The following is a 22,663-nucleotide window of genomic DNA, read 5'->3' as shown; positions in this document are numbered from 1 at the left end:
AAAGTGTATGACGTTCTGGAGCATTGTGCGCCAGCGCTGCTGGGGGTTAATCCTGGTAGTAGCCGGTGTCTGTATCATCACCTTTATCATTTCACACCTGATCCCCGGCGATCCGGCCCGCCTGCTGGCCGGTGACCGTGCCAGCGACGAGATTGTGCAGAACATTCGCCAGCAACTGGGACTGGATCAGCCGCTCTATATCCAGTTTGGCCGCTATGTGGACGCCCTGGCGCACGGCGATTTAGGGACCTCTATCCGTACCGGGCGGCCGGTGGCGGAAGATTTAAAAGCCTTCTTCCCTGCCACGCTGGAGCTGGCGTTCTGTTCCCTGCTGCTGGCGCTGGTGATCGGCGTTCCGCTGGGGATTTTATCGGCGGTCTACCGTAACCGCTGGCTGGATCATCTGGTACGGCTGATGGCGATGACCGGGATCTCCACACCGGCCTTCTGGCTGGGTCTGGGCGTCATCGTCTTGTTCTACGGCCATCTGCAGCTTCTGCCCGGCGGCGGCAGGCTGGACGACTGGCTCGACCCGCCGGCCCACGTGACGGGCTTTTATCTGCTGGATGCCCTGCTGGAGGGTAACGGCGAGGTCTTTTTCAACGCCCTGCAACACCTAATTTTACCGTCACTGACGCTGGCGTTTGTTCATCTTGGCATCGTGGCGCGTCAGGTACGTTCCGCCATGCTGGAGCAGCTCAGCGAAGATTACATTCGCACCGCCCGCGCCAGCGGCTTGCCGGGCTGGTATATCGTCCTGCGGTATGCCCTGCCGAATGCGATGATCCCGTCCATTACCGTACTCGGGCTGGCGCTGGGCGATCTGCTTTATGGTGCGGTACTGACCGAAACCGTCTTTGCCTGGCCAGGCATGGGCGCCTGGGTGGTGACCTCCATTCAGGCGCTGGATTTCCCTGCCGTCATGGGCTTCGCCGTGGTGGTTTCACTGGCCTATGTGGTCGTCAATCTGGTGGTTGATCTGCTCTATCTGTGGATAGACCCTCGTATCGGGCGCGGAGGTGCAGAATGATGTTGACTGAGGAAACGCCCGTCCCCGTAAACACAACGAAACCGGGCATCGACTGGCCAAGGCTGTTCTGGATGCTGCGTCAAAGCCCGCTCACGCTGATCGGCGGGGTGATTATGCTGGCGATGCTGTTGCTGATGGTAACTTCACCGTGGATCGTCCCCCATGATCCGAACGCGCTGGATCTCACTGCCCGGTTGCAGGCCCCGTCTGCGCAACACTGGTTTGGTACCGATGAAGTCGGACGCGATCTGTTCAGCCGCGTGCTGGTCGGTAGCCAGCAATCCATTACCGCCGGGCTGGCGGTGGTAGTGATTGCCGGGAGTATCGGCTCGCTGCTGGGCTGTTTGTCCGGCGTGCTGGGCGGGCGCGGCGATGCCATCATTATGCGGGTGATGGACATTATGCTCTCCATTCCCTCGCTGGTACTGACCATGGCGCTGGCGGCGGCGCTTGGGCCGAGTCTGTTTAACGCCATGCTGGCGATTGCGATTGTGCGTATCCCGTTTTACGTTCGCCTGGCGCGCGGGCAAACCCTGGTGGTGCGCCAGTTTACCTATGTGCAGGCCGCGCGCACTTTTGGCGCGTCGCGCTGGCATTTGATCAGCTGGCACATTCTGCGTAACGCCCTGCCACCGCTGATCGTGCAGGCCTCACTGGATATTGGCAGCGCCATTCTGATGGCCGCCACGCTGGGCTTTATCGGCCTTGGGGCACAGCAGCCCACCGCCGAATGGGGAGCGATGGTGGCCGTGGGCCGCAACTATGTGCTCGACCAGTGGTGGTACTGCGCCTTTCCTGGTGCGGCAATTCTGGTCACTGCCGTCGGGTTTAATCTGTTTGGTGACGGCATTCGCGACCTGCTGGATCCGAAATCGGGAGGAAAACAGGCATGAGCGAAGCAGTATTAACCATTGAAGATTTACACCTGAGCTTCCCGATATTTCGCGGCGAAGTTCACGCCCTGAACCACGTATCGCTGGAGATCAAACGCGGCGAGATTGTTGGCGTAGTGGGCGAATCCGGCTCCGGAAAATCGGTAACGGCGATGCTGACCATGCGTCTGCTGCCGGAGGGCAGTTACCGGATCCATCGCGGGCAGGTAAAACTGTTGGGTGAAGATGTCCTGAATGCATCCGAGAAACAGCTCCGCCAGTGGCGCGGTGCCAAAGTGGCGATGATTTTTCAGGAGCCGATGACAGCGCTGAACCCAACGCGACGAATTGGCAAACAGATGGTGGAGGTGATCCGCCAGCATCAGCCCCTTTCACGGCGTGATGCCGGGAAAAAAGCGATCACCCTGCTGGAAGAGATGCAGATCCCGGATGCGGCGGAGGTCATGGAACGTTATCCGTTCGAGCTGTCCGGCGGTATGCGCCAGCGGGTGATGATTGCGCTGGCCTTCTCCTGCGAGCCTGAACTGATTATTGCCGATGAGCCGACCACCGCACTGGACGTCACCGTCCAGCTACAGGTACTGCGATTGCTGAAGCATAAAGCGCGGGCCAGCGGAACCTCGGTACTGTTCATCAGCCACGATATGGCGGTGGTTTCACAACTCTGCGACCGGATGTATGTCATGTACGCCGGGAGCGTGATTGAAAGCGGCACCACGCAAACGCTGATCCACCATCCCGTTCATCCCTATTCCATCGGCCTGTTGCAGTGTGCGCCTGAAAACGGCGAGCCGCGCGAGATGCTGCCTGCCATCCCCGGTACAGTGCCCAATCTTAGCCAGCTTCCGCGCGGGTGTGCTTTTCGGGAGCGCTGTTTTGCTGCGGGCGTAAAATGCACTGAAACGCCGCGCTTACTGCCTCAGGGGGCCGAAGGCCAGCGGGCAGCCTGCTGGTATCCGCAACAGGAGAAAACCCATGTCTGACGTACTGCTGGAACTGGATCGCGTGCACGTTAACTTTCCCGCACGCAAAAACTGGCTGGGGCGGGTCACGGAACAGGTGCATGCTCTTAACGGGCTGGATCTTCAGATCCATCGCGGCGAAACGCTGGGGATTGTTGGCGAATCCGGCTGTGGTAAAAGCACGCTGGCGCAGCTTTTAATGGGGATGCTCAAACCCAGTGCCGGCCTGTGTGCACGGACAAACCACGCGGGCGGTATGCAGATGGTGTTCCAGGATCCGCTCTCGTCGCTTGACCCGCGTCTGCCGGTCTGGCGCATTATCACCGAGCCGGTGTGGGTGCAAAAACGCAGCAGCGAACGGGAACGACGCCAGCTTGCTGAAAACCTGGCGCAGCAGGTGGGTATCCGCCCGGAATATCTCGACCGCCTGCCGCACGCCTTTTCCGGCGGGCAGCGCCAGCGTATTGCTATCGCCCGCGCTCTTTCCTCTGACCCGGACATCATCGTGCTGGATGAGCCCACCAGCGCGCTGGATATTTCCGTACAGGCGCAGATCCTCAATTTACTGGTGAAGCTACAGCAGGAACGCAACCTGACCTATGTGCTGATATCCCATAACGTCTCGGTTGTCAGGCACATGAGCGATCGCGTGGCGGTGATGTATCTCGGGCAAATTGTCGAACTGGGCACGGCGGCACAGGTGCTGGTTACGCCGCGTCATCCGTATACCCGGCTGCTGCTCGATTCCGTTCCCAGAACCGGTGAGTCGCTGGATGAAAACCTGGCGCTGCGTAAAACGGATCTCCCGGGTAACCGCCATCTGCCCGAGGGGTGCTATTTCCGCGACCGTTGTCCGCAGGCCACACAGGGGTGTGAACGCCCGCAGCCGCTACAGCCTTCACACGAGGGCCGTAGCGTGCGCTGCTGGCGTAATGTGGATTAATTTCCTGCCAGTGCGGCAATTTTAGCCGGCGGTATTTTTCAGGATCACGTCACTGCAACTGAAGAAGGTCTCGCGCGCGGGATCTTCATGACGTGCCCAGGCAATATAAATAATGGCTTTCTTACCGGTGGTATAGCCTTCCGGTAATTTGACATCGAGTTTGTAATGTCCGGGGACGGCTTTCGTACCATCTGGAATACCCACAAATTTCACCTCAGGGGATTCCTGCAAATCCGACCATTTCAGCTTACTGGTGGCGGGGTCAAAATCGGGCTTGCTTAAATAGACTGTAAATTCACTGGGGTCGTGCATCTGGCTGGCTTTATAATCCAGCGCGACGCGACCCTCTTTTACTTCCAGTTCCGTTGTGTACCAATCCGCGCTGGGTAGATTAATACTTTTATAATTTTCTATGCCCGCTGAGCATAATTGTTCGTCAGGCACCTTTGTTTGCCATTGATCTTTAGGGGCATTTTGAGAGTACGCATTCCAGTTATTAAATAATCGCTCCCTCTGCCAGTTTTCACTGCCTGCGGCCTCGTATGCCGCCTTGCATGCAGCATTTTTTATCCCCCCGCTACCCCCGCCGTAATCTTGTTGACTGTAACAATAATACTGTCGGGAAGGCGGCATTTCTGACGTGCCGTGTCTGGGTGCGGGTACTGCATCAACCTTTTTTGCCTCTTCAGCCATGGAGAGTGAACTAAAACCAGAAAACATCATAATACAGCCAAGAGTCAGTGCTGAATATTTCATAACATTCACCGTGGAGTTCATTAATCTATTAACAACAGCAATGTCAGTATAGACAATGGAATTAAAATACAAGCGCAATAAAATGCCTGGGCACGTGTTCGACATTTCATTCAGCCATTATTGGTAGGTGAATGCACAATATATTATATAGAGGCTAACTTTGCAGGTGGAGTATATTTCTGTCGAAATTAATAAATATAATAAAGTGATAATCACGCAATGAGACAATTTTAAATAGATGAATTCTACCGAAATGCCCGATGCTAATGAAATACGGTTAATGACTTATGGGTATTAAAGGAACAGCCGGGCCTTCGCCCGGCTCATGCTCAGTTAAGTTTATAGTCCAGCGTGATTTCAGCTTTCAGTACCTGCGACACCGGGCATCCCGCTTTCGCTTTCTGGATGATGCCATCGAATTTCTGCGGGTCGATACCCGGTACGGTGACCTTGCTGTTTAGCGCAATTTTGCTGATTGCGAAGCCGCCATCGGTTTTATCCAGCGAGACATCCGCCGTGGTATCGATGGAATCGGCTGTGTAGCCTGCTTCACCAATCATCAGCGACAGCGCCATTGAGAAACAGGCGGCGTGTGCTGCGCCAATCAACTCTTCCGGGTTAGTGCCTTTAGCGCCTTCGAAGCGGGTGTTAAAGCCGTAAGGTTGTTGATTCAGGACGCCACTTTCCGTTGAAACCGTCCCTTTTCCCTTCTTGATGTCACCAGACCAGTGTGCCGAACCGTGCTTATGAATCGTCATTCTTGCTCTCCTTTTGGCTTACAAAGGGGTAAGTATAGACTATGCCTCTGGCATACCCTGGAACACAGACAATTCCGTAACCTGCACCTGCTCTACGACTAAAAAGGATAAACTTATGAGAAGAATCAGGATCGCCGTCGCGGTAACAACCCTTGCTATGTCGCTGTCTCTGCTGGCAAAAAACCCGGAAAACTTTATCTATACCAGTTCTGGCGATCTCGATGCGGCATTCCCTCTTATCGCGCGAAGCGACATCGGCGGCGTGCAGATCGTATACAACTGGCGAGCGCTGGAGCCAGCGAAAGACAGCTATGACTTCTCGCAGATAGAACAGGATCTGGCGCGCCTTAAGGCCGCCGATAAAAAACTTTTTATTCAAATTCAGGATCGCTTTTTCGACAAAGACGCCCGCTATGTTCCTGACTATCTGATGAAGGATAAGCAATACGGCGGCGGCATTGCACCGCAGTTTGATAACCCGGGTGAAGGCAAACCGGTCGGGTCGGGCTGGGTGGCTCGGCAGTGGGATCCCGCCGTGCGCCAGCGATATCAGGCACTATTGACTGCTATTGCTAAACAGTTTGACGGCCGGGTGTATGGCGTGAACCTGCCCGAAACGGCGATTGATCCTGACGAGAAAAAACCACCAAAGGGGTTTTCATGTGATACCTATTTTGCCGGCGAAATGGAAAACCTGGCCTATGCGCGAAAAGCATTCAGGCACTCCTATGTCGTACAGTATGTGAATTTCTGGCCGTGCGAGTGGAATAATGGCCATGATTACATGGGACGTCTGTTTGCGTTCGCCAGTGCCAATAACATTGGGCTTGGCGGTCCGGATATTGTTCCCAACCGTAAGGCGCATATGAAGAATGCCTACCCGTTCTTCAATCAGTACAAAGACAAGCTCTCGCTCGTTGCCATGGCCGTTCAGGAACCGACCCTGACTTATCGTAACCCGGAGACAGGAAAACCGTTCACCAAAGATGAGTTTGTTCAGTTTGCGGAGCGTTATCTCGGCGCGGATATCATCTTCTGGAGCACGGCCTCCCCGTGGCTGAAGGCAAAATAACTATCCGCCCTGCTGCGCCTCGTTCGACAGATGACGCGCAATGTGGTCAAGAAACACACGCAGTGCTGCCGGCTGATATTCCCGGGACTGATAGATGCCATGAATGGCTAACGTTCTGGGCGTCAGGCTGCTCAGCACCGGGACCAGCGTGCCCTGTTCAATGGCGGCATGTGCTTCCTGCTCCGGCAGCATCGCAATACCGCAATGCTTCACCGCCGCCTCCATCAACAATGACGAGATGCTGGCGCTAAGATTGCCGCTCACGGCGACACTGACGTTTTCCCCTTCCGGCGTCAGGAAGTGCCACGACTGACCCGCGAAAAAGCTGTAATGCAGACAGTTGTGCTGCGCTAACTCCTCCACCTGTCCTGGCGTGCCGTGAGTGGCAAGATACTGCGGCGACGCGCACAGCACGGAACGGCACTCCCCGAGCCTGCGGGCAATCATCCCGGGCTCGGGGTTATCCGTAATGCGGATCGCCACATCAATGCGTTCCCCGACCAGACTCACCGGGTGGTTGTTCACATCCAGCTCAATGCGCAACTGCGGGTAGCGCGAAAGCAAACCGGGCAGCACCGGGGCAATCAGATGCATGGCGGTAAAATGGGCGCAGGCCACCCGTAGCGTGCCTGAAGGGAGATCTTTCTCCGACTGGCCTTCAATTTCCTGTGACAGTTGCGACAGCGTTCGCGTTTTTTGCAGCACTTTCTCTCCGGCCGCCGTCAGCGTCAGCTTGCGCGTCGAGCGGTTTACCAGCCGCGTACCGGCCCACTTCTCCATTTGCTCAAGATAGCGGCTCACCATCGGACGGGAGATCCCCAACGCCCGGGCCGCTGCACTCAGGCTTCCCAGCTCGCATATCCGGTTATAGACCTGAGCGGCAATAACGCGATCCATATAACACCCCATTTGCTCGATTTATGAAACAAAGCATGTCTTGTTTCAGGAATTCTGGCAAATGCGAATATCCGTACAATAAAGACTTTCCTGAATAACAGAGACATCAGAATGAAATTCACTCACCTTGCACTGCTTTCCACGCTTATCACGCCCGCGGTGTTTGCTGCGCCATTAACCATTGATACCTATAACCCGCAGGACAAAGGGATGTTTGCGGTCTCCTCCACGCTGGTCTCTGGTCCAAAAGAGGCCGTGCTGTTTGACGCCCAGTTCAGCGTCAAAGATGGCGAAGCGCTGGTCGACAAAATTCGCAAAAGCGGGAAAACCCTGAACAAAATCGTCATTACCTCTGGCGATCCGGATTTCTATTTTGGTCTGCAACCGCTGGTGAAAGCCTTTCCGAATGCCAAAGTGGTGGCCACACAGCAGGTGGTTGATCATATCAAGGCCACCAAAGACGCCAAGCTTGCCTTCTGGGGCCCGCAGATGAAAGACGGTGCGCCAACCGAGCTTGTTGTCCCGCAGGTGCTGGCATCCACGACCTTTATGGTGGACGGCGAGAAGATTGATATCGAGCAGCCAGAAAGCTACGCCGCCTATGTCTGGATCCCGTCGGCGAAAACTATCCTCGGTGGAACCGGCGTCGCCTGGGGTATTCACGTCTGGACGGCAGACACCCAGACACCAGCCAGCCGCAAGCAGTGGCAACAGACGCTGGAAAGCATGGCGGCACATAAGCCTGAACGCGTGATCCCGGGTCACTATCTGGGAACACCGCCGGCGGGTACCGGTGCTATCGCCTTTACCCGTGATTATCTCCAGCGCTTCGAACAGGCGTTGTCAGAACATAAAACATCGACAGGCGTGATCAGCGCCATGAAAAAACAGTATCCGGGTCTGGCTGAAGAGAGCTCACTGGAATTAAGCGCCAAAGTGAATACCGGCGAAATGAAGTGGTAATGTAAAATCTGCTCCTGCTATATTTCGGTGATAGCAGGAGCACCTGCAAAATAACCTCGCGGTAAACCCTCAATATATCCCCCCATTCTAAAAGCGCATAAAAGCATGCACTTATGTCATTTTTATTTCTAAGATGAATCTTAGACACAGCGGCCAAAATATTTGCCATTCTGTTTGTGAATTAAATTTTTTGCGAGCCGTACCATTAAACAGACAACGACACGGAGGCAGCATGTTTACTTATTACCCGGCCAATACTGCAGCAGCACAACCTGAACTCGTTAACGCGATTGCACAGGGTCTTCACGCCGAGCATGGTGCTGTGACTGAAGATGACATTTTGATGGAACTGACCAGGTGGGTGGAATCCACAGACAATGACATCCTCAGTGACATCTACCAGCAGACCATTAACTACGTCGTCAGCGGGCAAAACGCACCTTTGTAAAAACCTGCTAAGCTGGATCTGCAACCTAAGGGGTTACATTTCGTTTGCGTAAGCGAACTGGTCCTTAAAACTATCAACAGGATTGAGGAGTTAACATGAAATCGAACCGTCAGGCACGCCATATACTGGGACTGAACTACAAGCTTTCTAACCAACGTAAAGTGGTGATTGAAGGCGACAGTGAAACACAGGTCACTCACGCCACCGGCAGAAAACGCCACGCGGGCAAGTAAGTCCCGGAGAGAGATCCCTCAACACCATCGGCAAAACCGATGGTGTTTTTGTTTATGTGTTGCGGTAATTAATATTTAGCTCCTTTATAATACCGCCTGACCGCACCCCATCGCACAGGCCAGAAAGATGACAAACAGCAGTGTCAGGGACGGATCTTCAAAAAAAGAGTGAGTGACATGGACAACAAACTGAAAAAACATCGTTCCCTATATATCCCTTATGCCGGCCCGGTATTACTCGAATTCCCCCTGCTCAACAAAGGCAGCGCCTTCAGCATGGAAGAGCGCAGCAGCTTTAACCTGCTGGGTTTACTGCCAGAAGTGGTGGAAACCATTGAAGAACAGGCAGAGCGCGCGTGGATCCAGTATCAGGGTTTCAAAACCGAAATCGACAAACACATCTACCTGCGTAACATTCAGGACACCAACGAAACCCTCTTCTATCGGCTGGTACAAAACCATCTCGAAGAGATGATGCCGGTGATCTACACCCCAACGGTGGGTGCCGCCTGTGAACGCTTCTCAGAGATCTACCGTCGCTCCCGTGGCGTCTTTATCTCTTATCAGAACCGTCACAACATGGACGATATTCTGCAGAACGTGCCGAACCACAATATCAAAGTGATCGTGGTGACTGACGGCGAGCGTATTCTGGGCCTTGGTGACCAGGGCATTGGCGGCATGGGGATCCCAATCGGTAAGCTCTCTCTGTATACCGCCTGCGGCGGCATCAGCCCGGCGTATACCCTGCCGGTGGTGCTGGATGTGGGCACCAACAACCAGCAGTTGCTTAACGATCCGCTGTATATGGGCTGGCGTCATCCGCGTATTACCGACGACGAGTATTATCAGTTTGTCGATGATTTCATCCAGGCGGTCAAGCACCGCTGGCCGGACGTGCTGCTGCAGTTTGAAGACTTCGCGCAGAAAAACGCGATGCCGTTGCTGAACCGCTATCGCGATGAGATCTGCTCCTTTAACGACGACATTCAGGGTACCGCCGCGGTCACCGTCGGCACGTTGATCGCCGCCAGCCGTGCGGCAGGCAGCCAGCTGAGCTACCAGAAAATCGTCTTCCTCGGCGCAGGCTCTGCGGGCTGTGGTATCGCCGAGCAGATTATCGCCCAGACGCAGCGTGAAGGGCTAAGCGAAGAGCTGGCGCGCTCCCGCGTGTTCATGGTCGACCGTTTCGGCCTGCTGACCGACGGCATGCCAAACCTGCTGCCGTTCCAGACCAAACTGGTGCAAAAACGTGAGAACCTGAAGAACTGGGACACCGACAACGAAGTGCTCTCTCTGCTGGACGTGGTGCGCAACGTGAAACCGGATATCCTGATTGGCGTCTCCGGTCAGACGGGGCTGTTCACCGAAGAGATCATTCGTGAGATGCACAAGCACTGCGAACGCCCTATCGTGATGCCGCTCTCCAACCCGACCTCGCGGGTAGAAGCAACGCCGCAGGACATCATTGCCTGGACCGAAGGGAACGCGCTGGTCGCAACCGGCAGCCCGTTCGATCCGGTGGTGTGGAAAGATAAAACCTATCCTATTGCCCAGTGCAACAACTCCTATATCTTCCCGGGTATTGGTCTGGGTGTGATCGCCTCCGGCGCGTCGCGCATTACCGATGAAATGCTGATGTCGGCAAGCGAAACTCTGGCGGGCCACTCGCCGCTGGTGAACGATGGCGAAGGACTGGTGCTGCCAGAGCTGAAAGACATTCACAAGGTGTCGCGTGCTATCGCGTTCGCGGTCGGGAAAATGGCGCAGCAGCAGGGTGTGGCGGTGAAAACCTCTGCCGACGCGCTGCAGCAGGCCATCGACGACAACTTCTGGATGCCGGAATACCGCAGCTACCGTCGTACCTCGATCTAACACTGTGTTCCGACCGTTCCCTCTCCCACCGGGAGAGGGAATTACATTCGTCCCCCCCACTAGCCAAACCGCCTTTCCCCCGCTACACTCCTTTCATCCATTAACCCACTGAATATATAAGGAGGCCAATTATGCTGTACTGTGAAATTTTCAATGTTTCACATACATTTGGTGATCGCACCAGCTCAAGCGTTATCGGTATCGTGCTGCGATAACTTCTGCTTGAGCGAAGACACCAACCCCTGAAATCCCTTCTCTCGGGCTTACTGAGTTATCGTCAGCGATGTTTGACGAGGCATAAACATGCCTGTAACTCTTGGGTAAGCAACAATGAGCACTTTACTCACTGCACAATCTTTACGTGTTGATACGGCGTTTGGCACGCTCTTCGACTCCCTCTCCTTTACGCTGAAAAAAGGCGACCGCATTGGCCTGCTGGGCGACAACGGCTGCGGCAAAAGTACGCTGCTGAAGGTGCTGGACGGCACAGATTCCCCGGCTGCCGGAACGGTCGCGCTAGCCGGACACTGTCTGATGGCGCGCGTTGAGCAACATCTGCCAGAAGCCATTTATCCCCTGACCATGCTGGATGCCGTGCTGGCGCAACTGCCCACGACTGAGCGCGAGAGCCTGCGCTGGAAAGCAGAAACGCTGCTGGCGGGTATGGGCTTTACGCCGCAGGACATGGCCTTAACGTCGGCGACGCTGAGCGGCGGGCAACACACGCGTCTCCTGCTCGCGCGGGCGTTGATCGGCGATCCGGATCTGTTACTACTGGACGAGCCGAGCAACCACCTCGATTTGCCTACCATGCTCTGGCTGGAGCAGTTTTTACAAAACTGGTCCGGCAGCTTTGTACTGGTCTCGCACGACAGGCAGTTGCTGGATGCCGTCACCAACGGTAGCTGGATCCTGCGCGATAAAATGTTGCACTACTTCGCCCTTCCCTGCACCGCCGCACGTGAGGCGCTGAGAGCGAAAGACGAAAGCGATACGCTGCGACATAAAGCGGAGCAAAAGGAGATCGACCGCGTAACTGCCAGCGCCAGACGGCTGGCCACCTGGGGCAAGGTCTACGATAACGAAGATCTGTCGCGCAAAGCCAAACAGATGGAAAAACAGGTCGAGCGGCTAAAGGAGAGCCAGACAGAGCTGACAGCAGGCAGTCCATGGACGTTAACCCTGCGCGGTGATGCCCTGCGGGCTGACCGACTGCTGGAGATGGAAAACCTCGGCGTACCGCCTGCACCTGGGTTGCCAGACCTGTTTCACGTCGACATTGCGCGGCTTAAAAGCGGCGATCGGGTGGCTATCGTCGGGCGTAACGGCTGCGGCAAATCATCGCTGATGAAGCTTATCTGGCGTCATTATGCGCATGAGCAGGCAAACGCGGGCCTGAAACTTCATCCCCGCGTGTCGCCAGGCTATTACGACCAGACGCTGAATCAGCTTCCGGACGAGGCAACGATCTTCGACGCGCTGGAGCCTTTTGGGCCAGCGCCACAGGATCGCAAGATGGCGCTTATCAGCGCCGGGTTCCCGTGGGCGCGTCACGGGCAACAGGTCAGCACCCTCAGCGGCGGGGAGCGTTCGCGCCTGCTGTTCATCGGCCTGACGCTTGCCCGTTATAGTCTGCTGATGCTGGATGAGCCAACCAACCATCTGGATATGGAAGGCAAGGAGGCGCTGGCCGCTACCCTGCAACAGTTTGAAGGCGGCGTGCTGCTGGTAAGCCATGACCGACAGCTGATTGCCCAAAGCTGTAACCGCTTCTGGCTGATTGAGGACGGTACGCTGAGCGAATGGCATGACGCCGAAGCGGTATTCGAGCGGTTGCGTGAAAGCGCAGGCCTGGCGACCCCGTCGGCTACGCCAGCGGTTGCGGACGTTAAGGCGTTCGCCTCAGACGATCTGCTTGAAAGACTGATCGCGCTGGAAACGCTGCTGGCGGAAGACCTGGCGCGTAAGCCAAAACATCAGAAACCGCAACTGCAGGCGCAATGGCGTAAAGAGATTGAGGTGATAGAAGCAAAACTGTAAGTCTGTGCCCGGCGAAGACCTCGCCGGGCCAGTCAATTCCCCCCCTAATTATTAGAGGATCGCTGTATTCTTAATCTGAAATCGCATCAATTGGTGACATTATGTTGCCGCCGCCTTGCATAACTCCTCTAAACTATTAATCCTTAAGTAGTATTCCCCTGCGATACACATACCCATCAAAAACAAGGAGAAACCTATGAAGGCTGCTGTTGTTACACAGGATCATCAGGTCAATGTTACCGAAAAAACCCTACGCCCACTGAAGCACGGCGAAGCCCTGCTTAAAATGGAGTGCTGTGGCGTTTGCCATACCGACCTCCATGTCAAAAATGGCGATTTCGGTGATAAAACCGGTGTGATCCTGGGCCATGAAGGGATTGGGATCGTGAAAGAAGTTGGGCCTGGCGTGACGTCACTGAAAGTAGGCGACCGCGCAAGCGTCGCGTGGTTCTTTGAGGGCTGCGGCCACTGTGAATACTGTAATACCGGCAACGAAACCCTGTGCCGTGATGTGAAAAACGCCGGCTATTCCGTTGACGGCGGCATGGCGGAAGAGTGCATCGTCACCGCGGATTACGCGGTGAAAGTGCCGGACGGTCTGGATTCGGCTGCGGCCAGCAGCATCACCTGCGCCGGTGTCACCACTTACAAAGCGGTGAAAGTCTCCCATATCAAGCCGGGCCAGTGGATTGCGATTTACGGTCTGGGCGGGCTAGGCAACCTCGCGCTGCAGTACGCCAAAAACGTCTTTAACGCCAAAGTCATCGCCCTTGACGTTAACGACGAACAGCTGAAACTGGCTGCAAGCATGGGGGCAGACTTAACCATCAACTCCCGCAGCGAAGATGCCGCTAAAATCGTGCAGGAAAAAACCGGCGGTGCACACGCGGCCGTGGTAACGGCGGTCGCGAAAGCAGCATTTAATTCGGCGGTGGACGCGGTGCGTGCCGGTGGCCGCGTGGTGGCCGTTGGCCTGCCGCCGGAAGCCATGAGTCTGGATATCCCCCGTCTGGTGCTGGACGGTATCCAGGTGGTCGGTTCGCTGGTTGGGACCCGTCAGGATCTGCAGGAAGCGTTCCAGTTTGCAGCCGAAGGCAAAGTGGTGCCAAAAGTGACGATGCGCCCGCTGGAAGATATCAATGCCATCTTCAAAGAGATGGAACAGGGCCAGATCCGCGGCCGTATGGTGATTGATTTACGCTCGTAACGGTCCGTTCCCGCTAACCGCTCCGTTTATGGGGCGGTTTTATTATTGCCACTTTCCGGCAATCCTTATCTTAATTCCTTTGTTCCCTTGTTTTCCTGTGCGCCCGATGATGAATCCGACGCTAACAAGAAGATAACAAAGGAATTCACCATGCAAACCCCTTTTCGCCTGCCGCTGCTGACGGCGTTGATTCTGGCCTCCACCGCAGCCTGGTCTGCAGAGTCTCCTGTTAAGGGGGGGACGCTGATCTATCTGGAACAACAGGCCCACACTAACCTCTATCCGCCAGCCGGAGGGTTTTATCCCAACGGCGGCATTCTGAATCAAATTACCGACAAACTGACCTGGCAAAACCCGAAGACGCTGCAGGTTGAACCCTGGGTGGCTGAAAGCTGGACCACCAATGCGGATAATACCGAATACACCTTCAAAATCCGTCCCGGGATCACCTTCTCTGACGGCACACCGCTGGACGCCAGTGCGGTTGCTAAAAACTTCGATACTTACGGTCTGGGCAATAAGGCGCAGCGCTTACCGGTTTCGGAGGTGATCAATAACTACGATCGCAGTGAAGTGGTTGATCCGCTGACGGTGAAGTTTTACTTCAAAAAACCGTCACCCGGCTTTCTGCAAGGGACGGCCACCATTGGCTCCGGGCTGGTATCTCTGAGCACGCTTAAGCGTAACTTCGAAGCCCTGGGTGATGCCCGCCATATCATTGGCTCCGGGCCGTTTGTCGTGAAAGACGAAAAGCTCGGGCGAGAAGTCACGCTGGAGGCGCGCAAAGACTACCAGTGGGGGCCGAAAAGCCTGGCGCAACAGGGGCCAGCGAATCTCGACGGCATCAAGTTTATCGTCACCCAGGAGGACAGCGTGCGCGTCGGCGCTCTGCTGGCGGGCCAGGCCGACTTTATCCGTCAGGTGCAGGCGTATGACGAAAAACAGGCCACCGATCAGGGTTATCACATATACGCGGCGCCTACGCGTGGGGTCAATGACAGCATCAGCTTCCGCCCGGACAATCCGCTGGTTGCCGATATCCGCGTGCGCCAGGCGCTGCTGCACGCCACCAACGCGAAACAGGTGGTCGATACCCTCTTCTCGTCTCATTATCCGCAGGCAAAATCGGTTATCGCCGGTTCTGCCGCTGGTTTTGTCGATCTCAGTGACAGGCTGACGTTTGATCCGGCGAAAGCCAACGCCCTGCTGGACGACGCGGGCTGGAAAACCGGCAGCGACGGGATCCGGGCAAAAGACGGCCAGCGTCTGGCGCTCACCGTTTACGAATCACTCCCACAACCGCAAAACAAAGAAGTGCTCCAGCTGGTTGCCCAGCAGTGGCGGCAGGTGGGCGTGGCGCTGAACGTCAAAGCCGGTGACGCCGGAAGCCGAACCCTGGATAACCTCGACCCGCTCAAAACGCCGCTCACCGTATCGGAAGTAGGACGCGCGGATCCGGATGTGGTGAAGAGCATGTTTTACCCCGCCAACCGTGACGCACTGCTGCAAAAAGGTGGCTCCAGCGACAAGGTCAAAAACTTCCGTGACGACAAGCTGAATGCGTTGCTGGCAAATATTTCGGCTGAGGTCGATCCACAAAAACGCCTGCAGCTGACGGGAGACGCCCAGCGTTATCTTCTGGACAACGCCTACGTCATTCCGATTTTCGAGGAGCCGCAGGTCTTTGCCGGTGCGCCGTGGTTAAAAGGTGTGAATTTTGAAGCGGTTGGCCGCCCGTCGTTCTACGGCGCGTGGATTGAGAAACACTGAGGAGCTGACGATGCGCCACGCACTTCTTCAACGTCTTGGGCACGGCCTGCTGGTATTGTGGGCTGCCTTTACCCTCTCGTTCGTGTTGCTCCAGGTGCTGCCGGGTGACGCGGTGCTGATTAAATTTCAGAACCCGGATCTGGGACTCAGCCCGGCGCAAATCGAGGAGATGCGCGTGGCGTATGGTGCCGATAGTCCGCTGTGGCAGCAATATGGCCACACGCTGCTGGCGATGCTGCGGGGGGACTTTGGTTATTCACTCCAGGCCGGAGTCCCGGTGAGTGAGTTGATTGCCAGCAACCTGCCGGACACGCTGAGCCTCGCCCTGCCCGCCTTTGCGCTGGCCGTGCTGCTGGCGTTTGCGCTGGCTTTTGCCTCACGCCTGCCGGGTCTGCGCTGGCTGAGCAATTTCATCCAGTCCCTGCCGGTCCTGTTTATCTCCTTACCAACGTTCTGGCTGGGGATTGCCCTCATCCAGCTCTTTTCTTTTCAATTGCGGCTGATCCCGGTGATTAACCCGACGCCGCTGCAGGGGCTGATTTTGCCGATCGTCACCGTCGCCATCCCGATCTCTGCCCCGCTGGCGCAAATTCTTATGCGCAGCCTGGATCAGGTGGCCGCGCAGCCGTTTGTGGCCGTTGCCCGGGCCAAAGGGTTAAGTGAAACCGCCGTGCTGTGGCGGCACGTCACCGGCAACGCCCTGCTACCGGTACTGAATATCGCCGGATTGCTGCTGGGTGAACTGATTGCCGGGGCGCTGATCACCGAAACCGTTTTTGGCCGCAGTGGTCTGGGTCAACTGACCCAGCAGGCGGTAAATAACCAGGATATCGCCGTTCTGCAGGCGGTGGTGATGATATCCGCCCTCGGGTTTGTGCTGATCAATCTGCTGGTGGATCTGCTGATGCCGCTGTTCGATCCCCGTCTGCAAACTGTTACCGGAGGTGCATCATGAGTCTGGTCGATTACGCCGCCGCGGCGCGAAAACGCGTCCCGACATGGCAGGGGCTGCAGTGGCAACCGGGGTTATGGCTGGCGTGGGCAACAATCGTTGTCGCGGCGTTAGCCGCCGTGGCACCCGGCCTGTTTACGCACTATAACCCGATTGAGGGCATCGCGGGGGCACAACGTCTGGCACCGCAGGCAGGACACTGGCTGGGGACCGATCAACTGGGTCGTGATGTCTACACCCGCATTGTGTACGGCGCGTCTCACTCCCTGAGCGCGGCGCTGGCGGCTGTCACCCTGGGGCTGCTGGTGGGGACCGGGCTGGGGGTGATTGCCGGCGCGTTTGCCGGGCGCGTCGAGTCCCTGCTGATGCGTTTTGTCGATGTGTTGCTGTCGATTCCCTCCCTGCTGCTCTCTCTGACGGTAATCATTCTGCTCGGGTTTGGCACCGTCAACGCCGCCATTGCTGTTGGTGTCGCCTCGGTCGCCAGCTTCGCGCGTCTGGCGCGGGGGGAAGTGGTGCGGATCCGCCATACGGATTACATTGAAGCCGCGTATGGCAGCGGCGGTACCTTTTGGACCGTACTGTGGCGTCACATTCTGCCGAACTCCCTGACCGCCGTTCTGGCGTTCGCCACGCTGCAGTTTGGTCAGGCTATCCTGGCGCTGTCCACGCTGAGCTTCCTCGGTTATGGCACTCCGCCCCCCATTCCGGAATGGGGTTTACTGATTGCCGAAGGCCGTAACTATCTCTCAACCGCCTGGTGGTTAACCACCTTCCCCGGCGTGGTGGTCATCGCCGTGGTGCTGGCCACCAACCGTATCAGCCAGCAGTTTAGCGGAGGTCGCTCATGACTGTTCTCTCAGTGGAAAATTTGACGATTAGCTACCGCACCGCGCGCCAGTGGCAAGAGGTGGTGCATAACGTCAGCTTTACCCTCAAGCGGGGGGAAATGCTGGCGTTTGTGGGCGAGTCAGGATCCGGTAAAACGAGCATTGCACAGGCCATCATGGGATTGCTGGCCGACAACGCCCGGCGTGATGCGGGCAAAATCATCCTCAACGGTGAGGAGATAAGCCAGTGGTCAGCTAAACGTCTCGATACCCTTCGTGGCGCGCGGATTAGCCTCGTCCCGCAGGATCCGGGTAATTCCCTCAACCCGGTGAAAACCATCGGTACGCAGGTGGGTGAAATAATTGAACTACACCAAAAAGTGACCCATGCACATCGTGATGAACAGGTGCTCGCCCTGCTGACTAAAGTGGGGTTGAGCCACCCCGAACAGCGCATGAAACAGTATCCTCATCAGCTCTCCGGCGGCATGAAACAGCGCGTGCTGATTGCCATCGCCATTGCCCTGCGACCGGACGTGATCATTGCCGACGAGCCGACCAGCGCGCTGGATGTGACGGTGCAAAAGCGCATTCTTGATCTGCTGGATCGCCTGCGCCGGGAATCGGGCACCGCCGTGCTGTTTGTGACCCACAACCTGGCGCTGGCCGCAGAGCGCGCCGACAGGCTGCTGGTGTTTCGCCACGGCGAAGTTCAGGAGCACGGCGCCACCGCTGACGTCGTTCGTGCGCCACAGCATGCCTATACCCGCCAGTTATTGAGCGATCTTCATGGACAACGGTTAACCATTGCCCCTGTTTCTGGCCGCCCGCTGGCCTCGCCCGCCATTCGTGCACAGGCTATCAGCAAGCAGTTTTCCCTGGGCAAGGGCCAACAATTGCAGGCGCTGGATCAGGTGAGCTTTACCGTCAGGCGCGGTAGCACGCATGCGCTGGTGGGCGAGTCGGGGTCAGGGAAAACCACCCTCGCCCGTATTTTGCTCGGGTTTGAGCAGGCCGACAGCGGCCGGGTGATCATTGATGACATTGACGCCACCACGCTCAGCCGCGAGGCGCGCCGCCAGCTGCGCCAGAAAATCCAGTTTGTTTACCAGAACCCGTTTGCCTCTCTCGACCCGCGCCAGACGCTATTTGAGATCGTTGAAGAGCCGCTGAAAAACTTCGCCCGCATCAGCAAAGCAGAGCGTAAAGACCGGGTTGAGACGGTGGCGCAGCGGGTGGCGCTGCCCGTGGAGATATTAACCCGAACCGCCCGGGAGCTCTCTGGCGGGCAACGCCAGCGCGTGGCGATTGCCCGGGCGCTGATCCTGCAACCCACCATTCTGGTTCTGGATGAAGCCACCTCCGCGCTGGACGTTACCGTGCAGGCGCAAATTCTGGCACTTCTGCAGCAACTGCAACAGCAGCTGGGGCTGACCTACCTCTTTATCACACACGACCTGGCGACAGTACGCCGCATCGCCCACAGCGTCACGGTGCTGCGCAGCGGCCAGGTTGTGGAACAGGGTGATGTGGAGCGCTTATTCGCCTCGCCGCAGAACAGCTATACGCGTGAACTGATTGACGCTATCCCCCATTTTTCACCCGTTACGGAGGAGTTCGCATGACGCGAAAACGCCTGGGATTTTTCACCCGTCTGCTTGATGATGCCACCCCGAAGGAGCGCTATCGTCTGGCAACGGAACAGATCCGTCACGCCGAGCGCTACGGTTTTGACAGCGCCTGGATTGCGCAGCATCACTTCCATGAACAGGAAGGCGGTCTGCCGTCGCCGCTGCTGTTTCTGGCTCACGTGGCGGCGCACACCGAATCCATTCGCCTGGGCACGGCCATCATCACCCTGCCGATGGAAAACCCGCTGCGCGTGGCGGAAGACGCAGCCGTGCTGGATCTGCTGGCCAACGGACGCCTGGAGATTGGCTTCGGTTCGGGCGGTACGCCAACGTCATTTCTGCCATTCGGCCTGACGTTTGAGGAGCGCGGCGCGGCGTTTGCCGACCATCTGCACGTGATCCAGAGTGCCTGGCGCGGCGATTCGCTCGTTCATCCTGACAATCATCTTTATCCCCCGGCCCCGCAACTGGCGCAGCGTATCTGGATTGCCACCTTCTCTGTGGAGGGGGCCGTTCGCGCCGCGCAGGCCGGACATGGCCTGATGCTCTCCCGCACTCAGCCGCGTCCGGCAGGACAACCGGATTTGACGCTCGACGAGATCCAAAACCCGATTGTCGATGCCTATCTTGATGCGCTTCCGGCGGGGATTGCGCCACGTATTCTGGCCTCCCGAACCGCGTTCGTCGCCGACAGCGACGAATATGCCCTGAAAGTCGCCACGCCGGGCTTAACGAAGCAGGCGCAGCAGCATCAGCGTGCCGGGTACACTGTAACAGGTGACACTGTCACTGATTATCGTCGCCAGTTTGACGCCCATATTGGCTCACCGGAGACAGTGATGCGTTCGCTGAAGGCTGATTCCATTCTGACGCGCGCCACGGACATCTCGTTTCAGGTGCATTCGGTCGAGCCCTCTCACCGCGACACCCTGCGCTCGATTGAACTGATTGCAGAACATATCGCCCCCCACATTCTTTGAGGAGATACCTATGTCATTAAGTCAGGACATTCTCGCCGAGCTGGCGGAGATTAAACCCGGCTCCCCCCTTGCAGAGGCGCGTGCCATTCGCGACGCCGCGACGCGTCACGCCCAGGGCAGCTACGAGGTTCTGTTTAGTCAGCAGGAGAGTGATTTTACGCTGGAGGAGCGTTTTGCCGTGGCGGCAAAAGTCGCCAGATGGCACAACGCAGAGGCATTAGCCGCACACTATGCCGGATTTGGCCTGGCGGATCCGACCTCTGAACGCCTGACCCCAGCGCTGAATTTCGCGCGGCTACTGACGTTCTCACCGGTCGAAGCCTCACCTGGCGCATTACAGCCCCTTACGCAGGCGGGATGGAGCAAAGAAGGCATTGTCACGCTGGCGCAGCTGATCGCTTTTGTCAGCTTCCAGAGCCGGCTCATTGTCGGGCTGCGTTTGCTGAACGATAAACCGGTCGCCTCCAGCGATACCCCGGTGGCTGCGGGCATCTGGCACACCCGCACAAAAACGGCCACGGGTAAAACCGCCCCTGTCGTCTTCACCCAACAGGAGCTGGGCTGGGAACCGTGGATCGCCGCCAAACCGCTGGCGGAGTTTCGTGACGATGAGGTCGCCATTTTAACGAAATTTGGTCATACCGAATCGGACTATTTCCGCCTGCTGGGACGCAACCTGCCGGTGCTTGAGCAACGTACGTTAACGGATAAAGGGATTTTTTACACCCCGGGCGGTTTACCACGTGCCGAGCGCGAGCTGGCCGCCACGGTGACCAGTAAAATTAACGGCTGCATCTACTGCGCATCTGTCCATGCGCGGAAAGCCAGCCAGCTGTCTAAGGATGATCCGGCGGTAGAGGCGCTTCTGGCGGTTCGTCCAGGCCAATCCCTGAGTGAGGGGCAGTCTGCGCGCTGGCAGGCGGAAATCAATTTTGCGGCAGCGCTGTCAGTCACGCCGCCAGCCGCCACGCCGCATCATCTGGCGTCGCTGGAAAAGGAAGGGCTGGATACGCTGTCGCAACTCGATCTGGTTCAATCGGCGGCATTCTTCGCCTGGGCCAACCGTCTGATGTTGACCCTGGGCGAGCCCTGGCTGGCCTGAATGCAATCAGGCTAGCGCGCGAGCGTTAGCCTGAGCCCGACGGGCGCGCAGATGGCCGTAGATCAACAGCGCGCTCATGGCCGAGAAGGATAACATCGCCGCCGGTAGCGTGACATAGCTCCAGCTAAAGCCGAGCGTAATCATCATCCCGCCAAAATACGCGCCAATCGCGCTGCCCAGATTAAACGCCATCTGTCCGCCTGCGGCCCCCAGCATTTCCCCTCCTTTCGCATTTTGCAGCAGCAGAATTTGCAGTGGTGCGGAAAGTGCAAACAGGCCTGCACAGCAGACAAAGCCCATCAACAGCGAGGCCGTTTTCAGTTCGCCAAAGGCGAAAAGCAGCAACAGCGAGGCGACAATCACCATATCGGTCGTGGCCGCAATACGCAGCGGACTGTAACGACCCGATAGTTTCCCGCTCAGCAGGTTACCCAGCACCATACCCAGGCCCATCAACATCATGATGATCGTCATCACCCCCTCGGAGAAGCCAGAGACATTGACCATAAACGGCTTCACAAAACTGAACCACGCAAAAACGCCAGCGTTGCCAAACATGGTGGCGGCGAAGATCAGCCACGGCTCCGGTTTTTTGAGAAAGTGAAACTGCTCGGTGAGTTTTATTTCTGATGCGTCATGAATGTTCGGCACCCACACCAGTACCGAGAGGATCACCAGCGCGTCAAACAGGGCAATCAGGAAAAAGGTGTAGCGCCAGTTGAACGCGTGCCCCAGCCAGGTTCCAAACGGTACCCCCACCAGATTCGCCACGGTCATACCGGCGATCATCCCCGACACGGCCACCGTCACCTTCCCCGGTGGCGCTATTTTCGAGAGGATAATCGCCCCCACGCCGAAAATTGCACCGTGCGGGAACCCCGAAATTAAGCGCCCTGCCGCCAGCCACAAGTAGGATGTGGAAAAGGTAAATATCGCGTTGCCCACCGCACACAGGGCAACCAGAAACAGCAACGTGGTTTTTAACGAGAATTTACTGGAAAACAGCGCCACTATCGGCGCGCCAATCACCACGCCAAAGGCATAAAACGAGATCATATTCCCGGCGGCGGGAATGGAAATGCCGGTGTCATGCGCCAGTTCGGTTAAGACACCCATAATGCCAAATTCAGCCATGCCGAGGCCAAACGTGCCGAGGGCTAACGAGAACATTGTCTTTTTCATACCACAACCACGTGTGAAAAATTCGCAGCGGGCATTATTGAATAATCTTGTATGGTGAGCCAGTTCAAATCGGCAGGCTGACACGTTAATCCATTAATTCAGGTGGATTACACTTCTTAATGCGGCCTCGCTTCTTCCC

Annotated in this window: 21 protein-coding genes; 17 read left to right on the top strand and 4 right to left on the bottom strand. The window is 56.8% G+C overall.

Going from position 1 to position 22,663, the window contains the following annotated elements:
- Nucleotides 1-7 precede the first annotated feature (7 nt).
- Genes NQ842_RS12340 through NQ842_RS12325 form a run of 4 tightly spaced genes read left to right on the top strand, consistent with a single transcriptional unit; the run spans nt 8 to nt 3,828 of the window.
- The gene (locus NQ842_RS12340) at nt 8-1,030 is read left to right on the top strand and encodes an ABC transporter permease (protein WP_013096543.1); all 1,023 of its coding nucleotides are present in this window, start codon (nt 8-10) and stop codon (nt 1,028-1,030) included.
- Nucleotides 1,027-1,923, top strand: a complete 897-nt coding sequence (ddpC, locus tag NQ842_RS12335) for a D,D-dipeptide ABC transporter permease (RefSeq protein ID WP_257255884.1) — start codon at nt 1,027-1,029, stop codon at nt 1,921-1,923. The genes NQ842_RS12340 and ddpC overlap by 4 nt, the downstream gene beginning before the upstream one ends.
- A complete protein-coding gene (locus NQ842_RS12330; protein ID WP_020688688.1) occupies nt 1,920-2,906 on the top strand; it encodes an ABC transporter ATP-binding protein in 987 nt (328 codons plus the stop codon). Before ddpC ends, NQ842_RS12330 begins: the two co-directional genes overlap by 4 nt.
- On the top strand, nt 2,899-3,828 hold the full coding sequence (locus tag NQ842_RS12325) for an ABC transporter ATP-binding protein (protein WP_047024865.1): 930 nt from the start codon (nt 2,899-2,901) through the stop codon (nt 3,826-3,828). The genes NQ842_RS12330 and NQ842_RS12325 overlap by 8 nt, the downstream gene beginning before the upstream one ends.
- Before the next feature lie 21 nt (nt 3,829-3,849).
- Here NQ842_RS12325 and NQ842_RS12320 read toward each other — a convergent pair whose 3' ends face one another.
- Together NQ842_RS12320 and NQ842_RS12315 are read right to left on the bottom strand one after the other, a co-directional pair.
- Complete coding sequence (locus tag NQ842_RS12320; protein ID WP_257255883.1) at nt 3,850-4,584, bottom strand: lytic polysaccharide monooxygenase auxiliary activity family 9 protein; 735 nt, start codon at nt 4,582-4,584, stop codon at nt 3,850-3,852.
- A gap of 329 nt (nt 4,585-4,913) precedes the next feature.
- Entirely contained in the window at nt 4,914-5,342 is a 429-nt protein-coding gene (locus NQ842_RS12315; protein WP_014832005.1) for an OsmC family protein, read from the bottom strand.
- 115 nt (nt 5,343-5,457) lie between these two features.
- On the opposite strand from NQ842_RS12315, the gene NQ842_RS12310 reads away from it, so the two are divergent.
- The gene (locus NQ842_RS12310) at nt 5,458-6,414 is read left to right on the top strand and encodes a hypothetical protein (protein WP_257255882.1); all 957 of its coding nucleotides are present in this window, start codon (nt 5,458-5,460) and stop codon (nt 6,412-6,414) included.
- On the opposite strand, the gene NQ842_RS12305 is transcribed toward NQ842_RS12310, so the two are convergent.
- Nucleotides 6,415-7,311, bottom strand: coding sequence for a LysR family transcriptional regulator (locus NQ842_RS12305; protein WP_257255881.1), 897 nt, complete (start codon nt 7,309-7,311; stop codon nt 6,415-6,417).
- 111 nt (nt 7,312-7,422) lie between these two features.
- On the opposite strand from NQ842_RS12305, the gene NQ842_RS12300 reads away from it, so the two are divergent.
- The 12 genes from NQ842_RS12300 to NQ842_RS12245 all read left to right on the top strand — a co-directional run bounded on the left by NQ842_RS12300 (nt 7,423) and on the right by NQ842_RS12245 (nt 21,342).
- Nucleotides 7,423-8,274, top strand: coding sequence for a Vmh family MBL fold metallo-hydrolase (locus NQ842_RS12300; protein WP_232943207.1), 852 nt, complete (start codon nt 7,423-7,425; stop codon nt 8,272-8,274).
- Nucleotides 8,275-8,506: 232 nt separating this feature from the next.
- Nucleotides 8,507-8,722, top strand: a complete 216-nt coding sequence (bdm, locus tag NQ842_RS12295; protein WP_008501713.1) for a biofilm-dependent modulation protein — start codon at nt 8,507-8,509, stop codon at nt 8,720-8,722.
- Between the two features lie 95 nt (nt 8,723-8,817).
- The gene (gene sra, locus NQ842_RS12290) at nt 8,818-8,955 is read left to right on the top strand and encodes a stationary-phase-induced ribosome-associated protein (RefSeq protein WP_013096533.1); all 138 of its coding nucleotides are present in this window, start codon (nt 8,818-8,820) and stop codon (nt 8,953-8,955) included.
- Nucleotides 8,956-9,132: 177 nt separating this feature from the next.
- The gene (locus tag NQ842_RS12285) at nt 9,133-10,830 is read left to right on the top strand and encodes an NAD-dependent malic enzyme (RefSeq protein ID WP_013096532.1); all 1,698 of its coding nucleotides are present in this window, start codon (nt 9,133-9,135) and stop codon (nt 10,828-10,830) included.
- Between the two features lie 330 nt (nt 10,831-11,160).
- The gene (locus NQ842_RS12280) at nt 11,161-12,870 is read left to right on the top strand and encodes an ABC-F family ATP-binding cassette domain-containing protein (RefSeq protein ID WP_257255880.1); all 1,710 of its coding nucleotides are present in this window, start codon (nt 11,161-11,163) and stop codon (nt 12,868-12,870) included.
- A gap of 196 nt (nt 12,871-13,066) precedes the next feature.
- Entirely contained in the window at nt 13,067-14,077 is a 1,011-nt protein-coding gene (gene adhP, locus NQ842_RS12275; protein ID WP_013096530.1) for an alcohol dehydrogenase AdhP, read from the top strand.
- A gap of 150 nt (nt 14,078-14,227) precedes the next feature.
- The gene (locus NQ842_RS12270) at nt 14,228-15,847 is read left to right on the top strand and encodes a TIGR04028 family ABC transporter substrate-binding protein (RefSeq protein WP_063411657.1); all 1,620 of its coding nucleotides are present in this window, start codon (nt 14,228-14,230) and stop codon (nt 15,845-15,847) included.
- 10 nt (nt 15,848-15,857) lie between these two features.
- Entirely contained in the window at nt 15,858-16,802 is a 945-nt protein-coding gene (locus NQ842_RS12265) for an ABC transporter permease (RefSeq protein ID WP_118282739.1), read from the top strand.
- The gene (locus NQ842_RS12260) at nt 16,799-17,650 is read left to right on the top strand and encodes an ABC transporter permease (protein ID WP_257255879.1); all 852 of its coding nucleotides are present in this window, start codon (nt 16,799-16,801) and stop codon (nt 17,648-17,650) included. The genes NQ842_RS12265 and NQ842_RS12260 overlap by 4 nt, the downstream gene beginning before the upstream one ends.
- The gene (locus NQ842_RS12255) at nt 17,647-19,254 is read left to right on the top strand and encodes an ABC transporter ATP-binding protein (RefSeq protein ID WP_257255877.1); all 1,608 of its coding nucleotides are present in this window, start codon (nt 17,647-17,649) and stop codon (nt 19,252-19,254) included. The genes NQ842_RS12260 and NQ842_RS12255 overlap by 4 nt, the downstream gene beginning before the upstream one ends.
- Nucleotides 19,251-20,240: a putative FMN-dependent luciferase-like monooxygenase gene (locus tag NQ842_RS12250; protein ID WP_063411661.1), complete on the top strand. Its 990-nt coding sequence runs from the start codon at nt 19,251-19,253 to the stop codon at nt 20,238-20,240. Before NQ842_RS12255 ends, NQ842_RS12250 begins: the two co-directional genes overlap by 4 nt.
- A gap of 10 nt (nt 20,241-20,250) precedes the next feature.
- Complete coding sequence (locus NQ842_RS12245) at nt 20,251-21,342, top strand: alkylhydroperoxidase domain protein (protein WP_014832015.1); 1,092 nt, start codon at nt 20,251-20,253, stop codon at nt 21,340-21,342.
- 6 nt (nt 21,343-21,348) lie between these two features.
- On the opposite strand, the gene araJ is transcribed toward NQ842_RS12245, so the two are convergent.
- A complete protein-coding gene (gene araJ / locus NQ842_RS12240; RefSeq protein WP_257255876.1) occupies nt 21,349-22,524 on the bottom strand; it encodes an MFS transporter AraJ in 1,176 nt (391 codons plus the stop codon).
- Nucleotides 22,525-22,663: the final 139 nt, after the last annotated feature.

Source organism: Enterobacter cloacae complex sp. R_G8, from assembly GCF_024599795.1.
Taxonomy (GTDB): Bacteria; Pseudomonadota; Gammaproteobacteria; order Enterobacterales; family Enterobacteriaceae; genus Enterobacter; species Enterobacter dissolvens.
Note: the sequence above shows the minus strand (reverse complement) of the source record. Positions and strands in the feature narration are given on the sequence as shown.

Excerpts from the sequence above, each read along its gene's own strand:
- NQ842_RS12285 (WP_013096532.1), top strand. The coding sequence starts at position 9,133 with ATGGACAACAAACTGAAAAAACATCGTTCCCTATATATCCCTTATGCC.
- NQ842_RS12320 (WP_257255883.1), bottom strand. The coding sequence starts at position 4,584 with ATGAAATATTCAGCACTGACTCTTGGCTGTATTATGATGTTTTCTGGT.
- NQ842_RS12255 (WP_257255877.1), top strand. The coding sequence starts at position 17,647 with ATGACTGTTCTCTCAGTGGAAAATTTGACGATTAGCTACCGCACCGCG.
- NQ842_RS12280 (WP_257255880.1), top strand. The coding sequence starts at position 11,161 with ATGAGCACTTTACTCACTGCACAATCTTTACGTGTTGATACGGCGTTT.
- NQ842_RS12250 (WP_063411661.1), top strand. The coding sequence starts at position 19,251 with ATGACGCGAAAACGCCTGGGATTTTTCACCCGTCTGCTTGATGATGCC.
- bdm (WP_008501713.1), top strand. The coding sequence starts at position 8,507 with ATGTTTACTTATTACCCGGCCAATACTGCAGCAGCACAACCTGAACTC.
- NQ842_RS12300 (WP_232943207.1), top strand. The coding sequence starts at position 7,423 with ATGAAATTCACTCACCTTGCACTGCTTTCCACGCTTATCACGCCCGCG.
- sra (WP_013096533.1), top strand. The coding sequence starts at position 8,818 with ATGAAATCGAACCGTCAGGCACGCCATATACTGGGACTGAACTACAAG.
- NQ842_RS12330 (WP_020688688.1), top strand. The coding sequence starts at position 1,920 with ATGAGCGAAGCAGTATTAACCATTGAAGATTTACACCTGAGCTTCCCG.
- NQ842_RS12305 (WP_257255881.1), bottom strand. The coding sequence starts at position 7,311 with ATGGATCGCGTTATTGCCGCTCAGGTCTATAACCGGATATGCGAGCTG.
- NQ842_RS12315 (WP_014832005.1), bottom strand. The coding sequence starts at position 5,342 with ATGACGATTCATAAGCACGGTTCGGCACACTGGTCTGGTGACATCAAG.
- adhP (WP_013096530.1), top strand. The coding sequence starts at position 13,067 with ATGAAGGCTGCTGTTGTTACACAGGATCATCAGGTCAATGTTACCGAA.
- NQ842_RS12340 (WP_013096543.1), top strand. The coding sequence starts at position 8 with ATGACGTTCTGGAGCATTGTGCGCCAGCGCTGCTGGGGGTTAATCCTG.
- NQ842_RS12310 (WP_257255882.1), top strand. The coding sequence starts at position 5,458 with ATGAGAAGAATCAGGATCGCCGTCGCGGTAACAACCCTTGCTATGTCG.
- NQ842_RS12270 (WP_063411657.1), top strand. The coding sequence starts at position 14,228 with ATGCAAACCCCTTTTCGCCTGCCGCTGCTGACGGCGTTGATTCTGGCC.
- NQ842_RS12265 (WP_118282739.1), top strand. The coding sequence starts at position 15,858 with ATGCGCCACGCACTTCTTCAACGTCTTGGGCACGGCCTGCTGGTATTG.
- NQ842_RS12260 (WP_257255879.1), top strand. The coding sequence starts at position 16,799 with ATGAGTCTGGTCGATTACGCCGCCGCGGCGCGAAAACGCGTCCCGACA.
- NQ842_RS12325 (WP_047024865.1), top strand. The coding sequence starts at position 2,899 with ATGTCTGACGTACTGCTGGAACTGGATCGCGTGCACGTTAACTTTCCC.
- NQ842_RS12245 (WP_014832015.1), top strand. The coding sequence starts at position 20,251 with ATGTCATTAAGTCAGGACATTCTCGCCGAGCTGGCGGAGATTAAACCC.
- ddpC (WP_257255884.1), top strand. The coding sequence starts at position 1,027 with ATGATGTTGACTGAGGAAACGCCCGTCCCCGTAAACACAACGAAACCG.
- araJ (WP_257255876.1), bottom strand. The coding sequence starts at position 22,524 with ATGAAAAAGACAATGTTCTCGTTAGCCCTCGGCACGTTTGGCCTCGGC.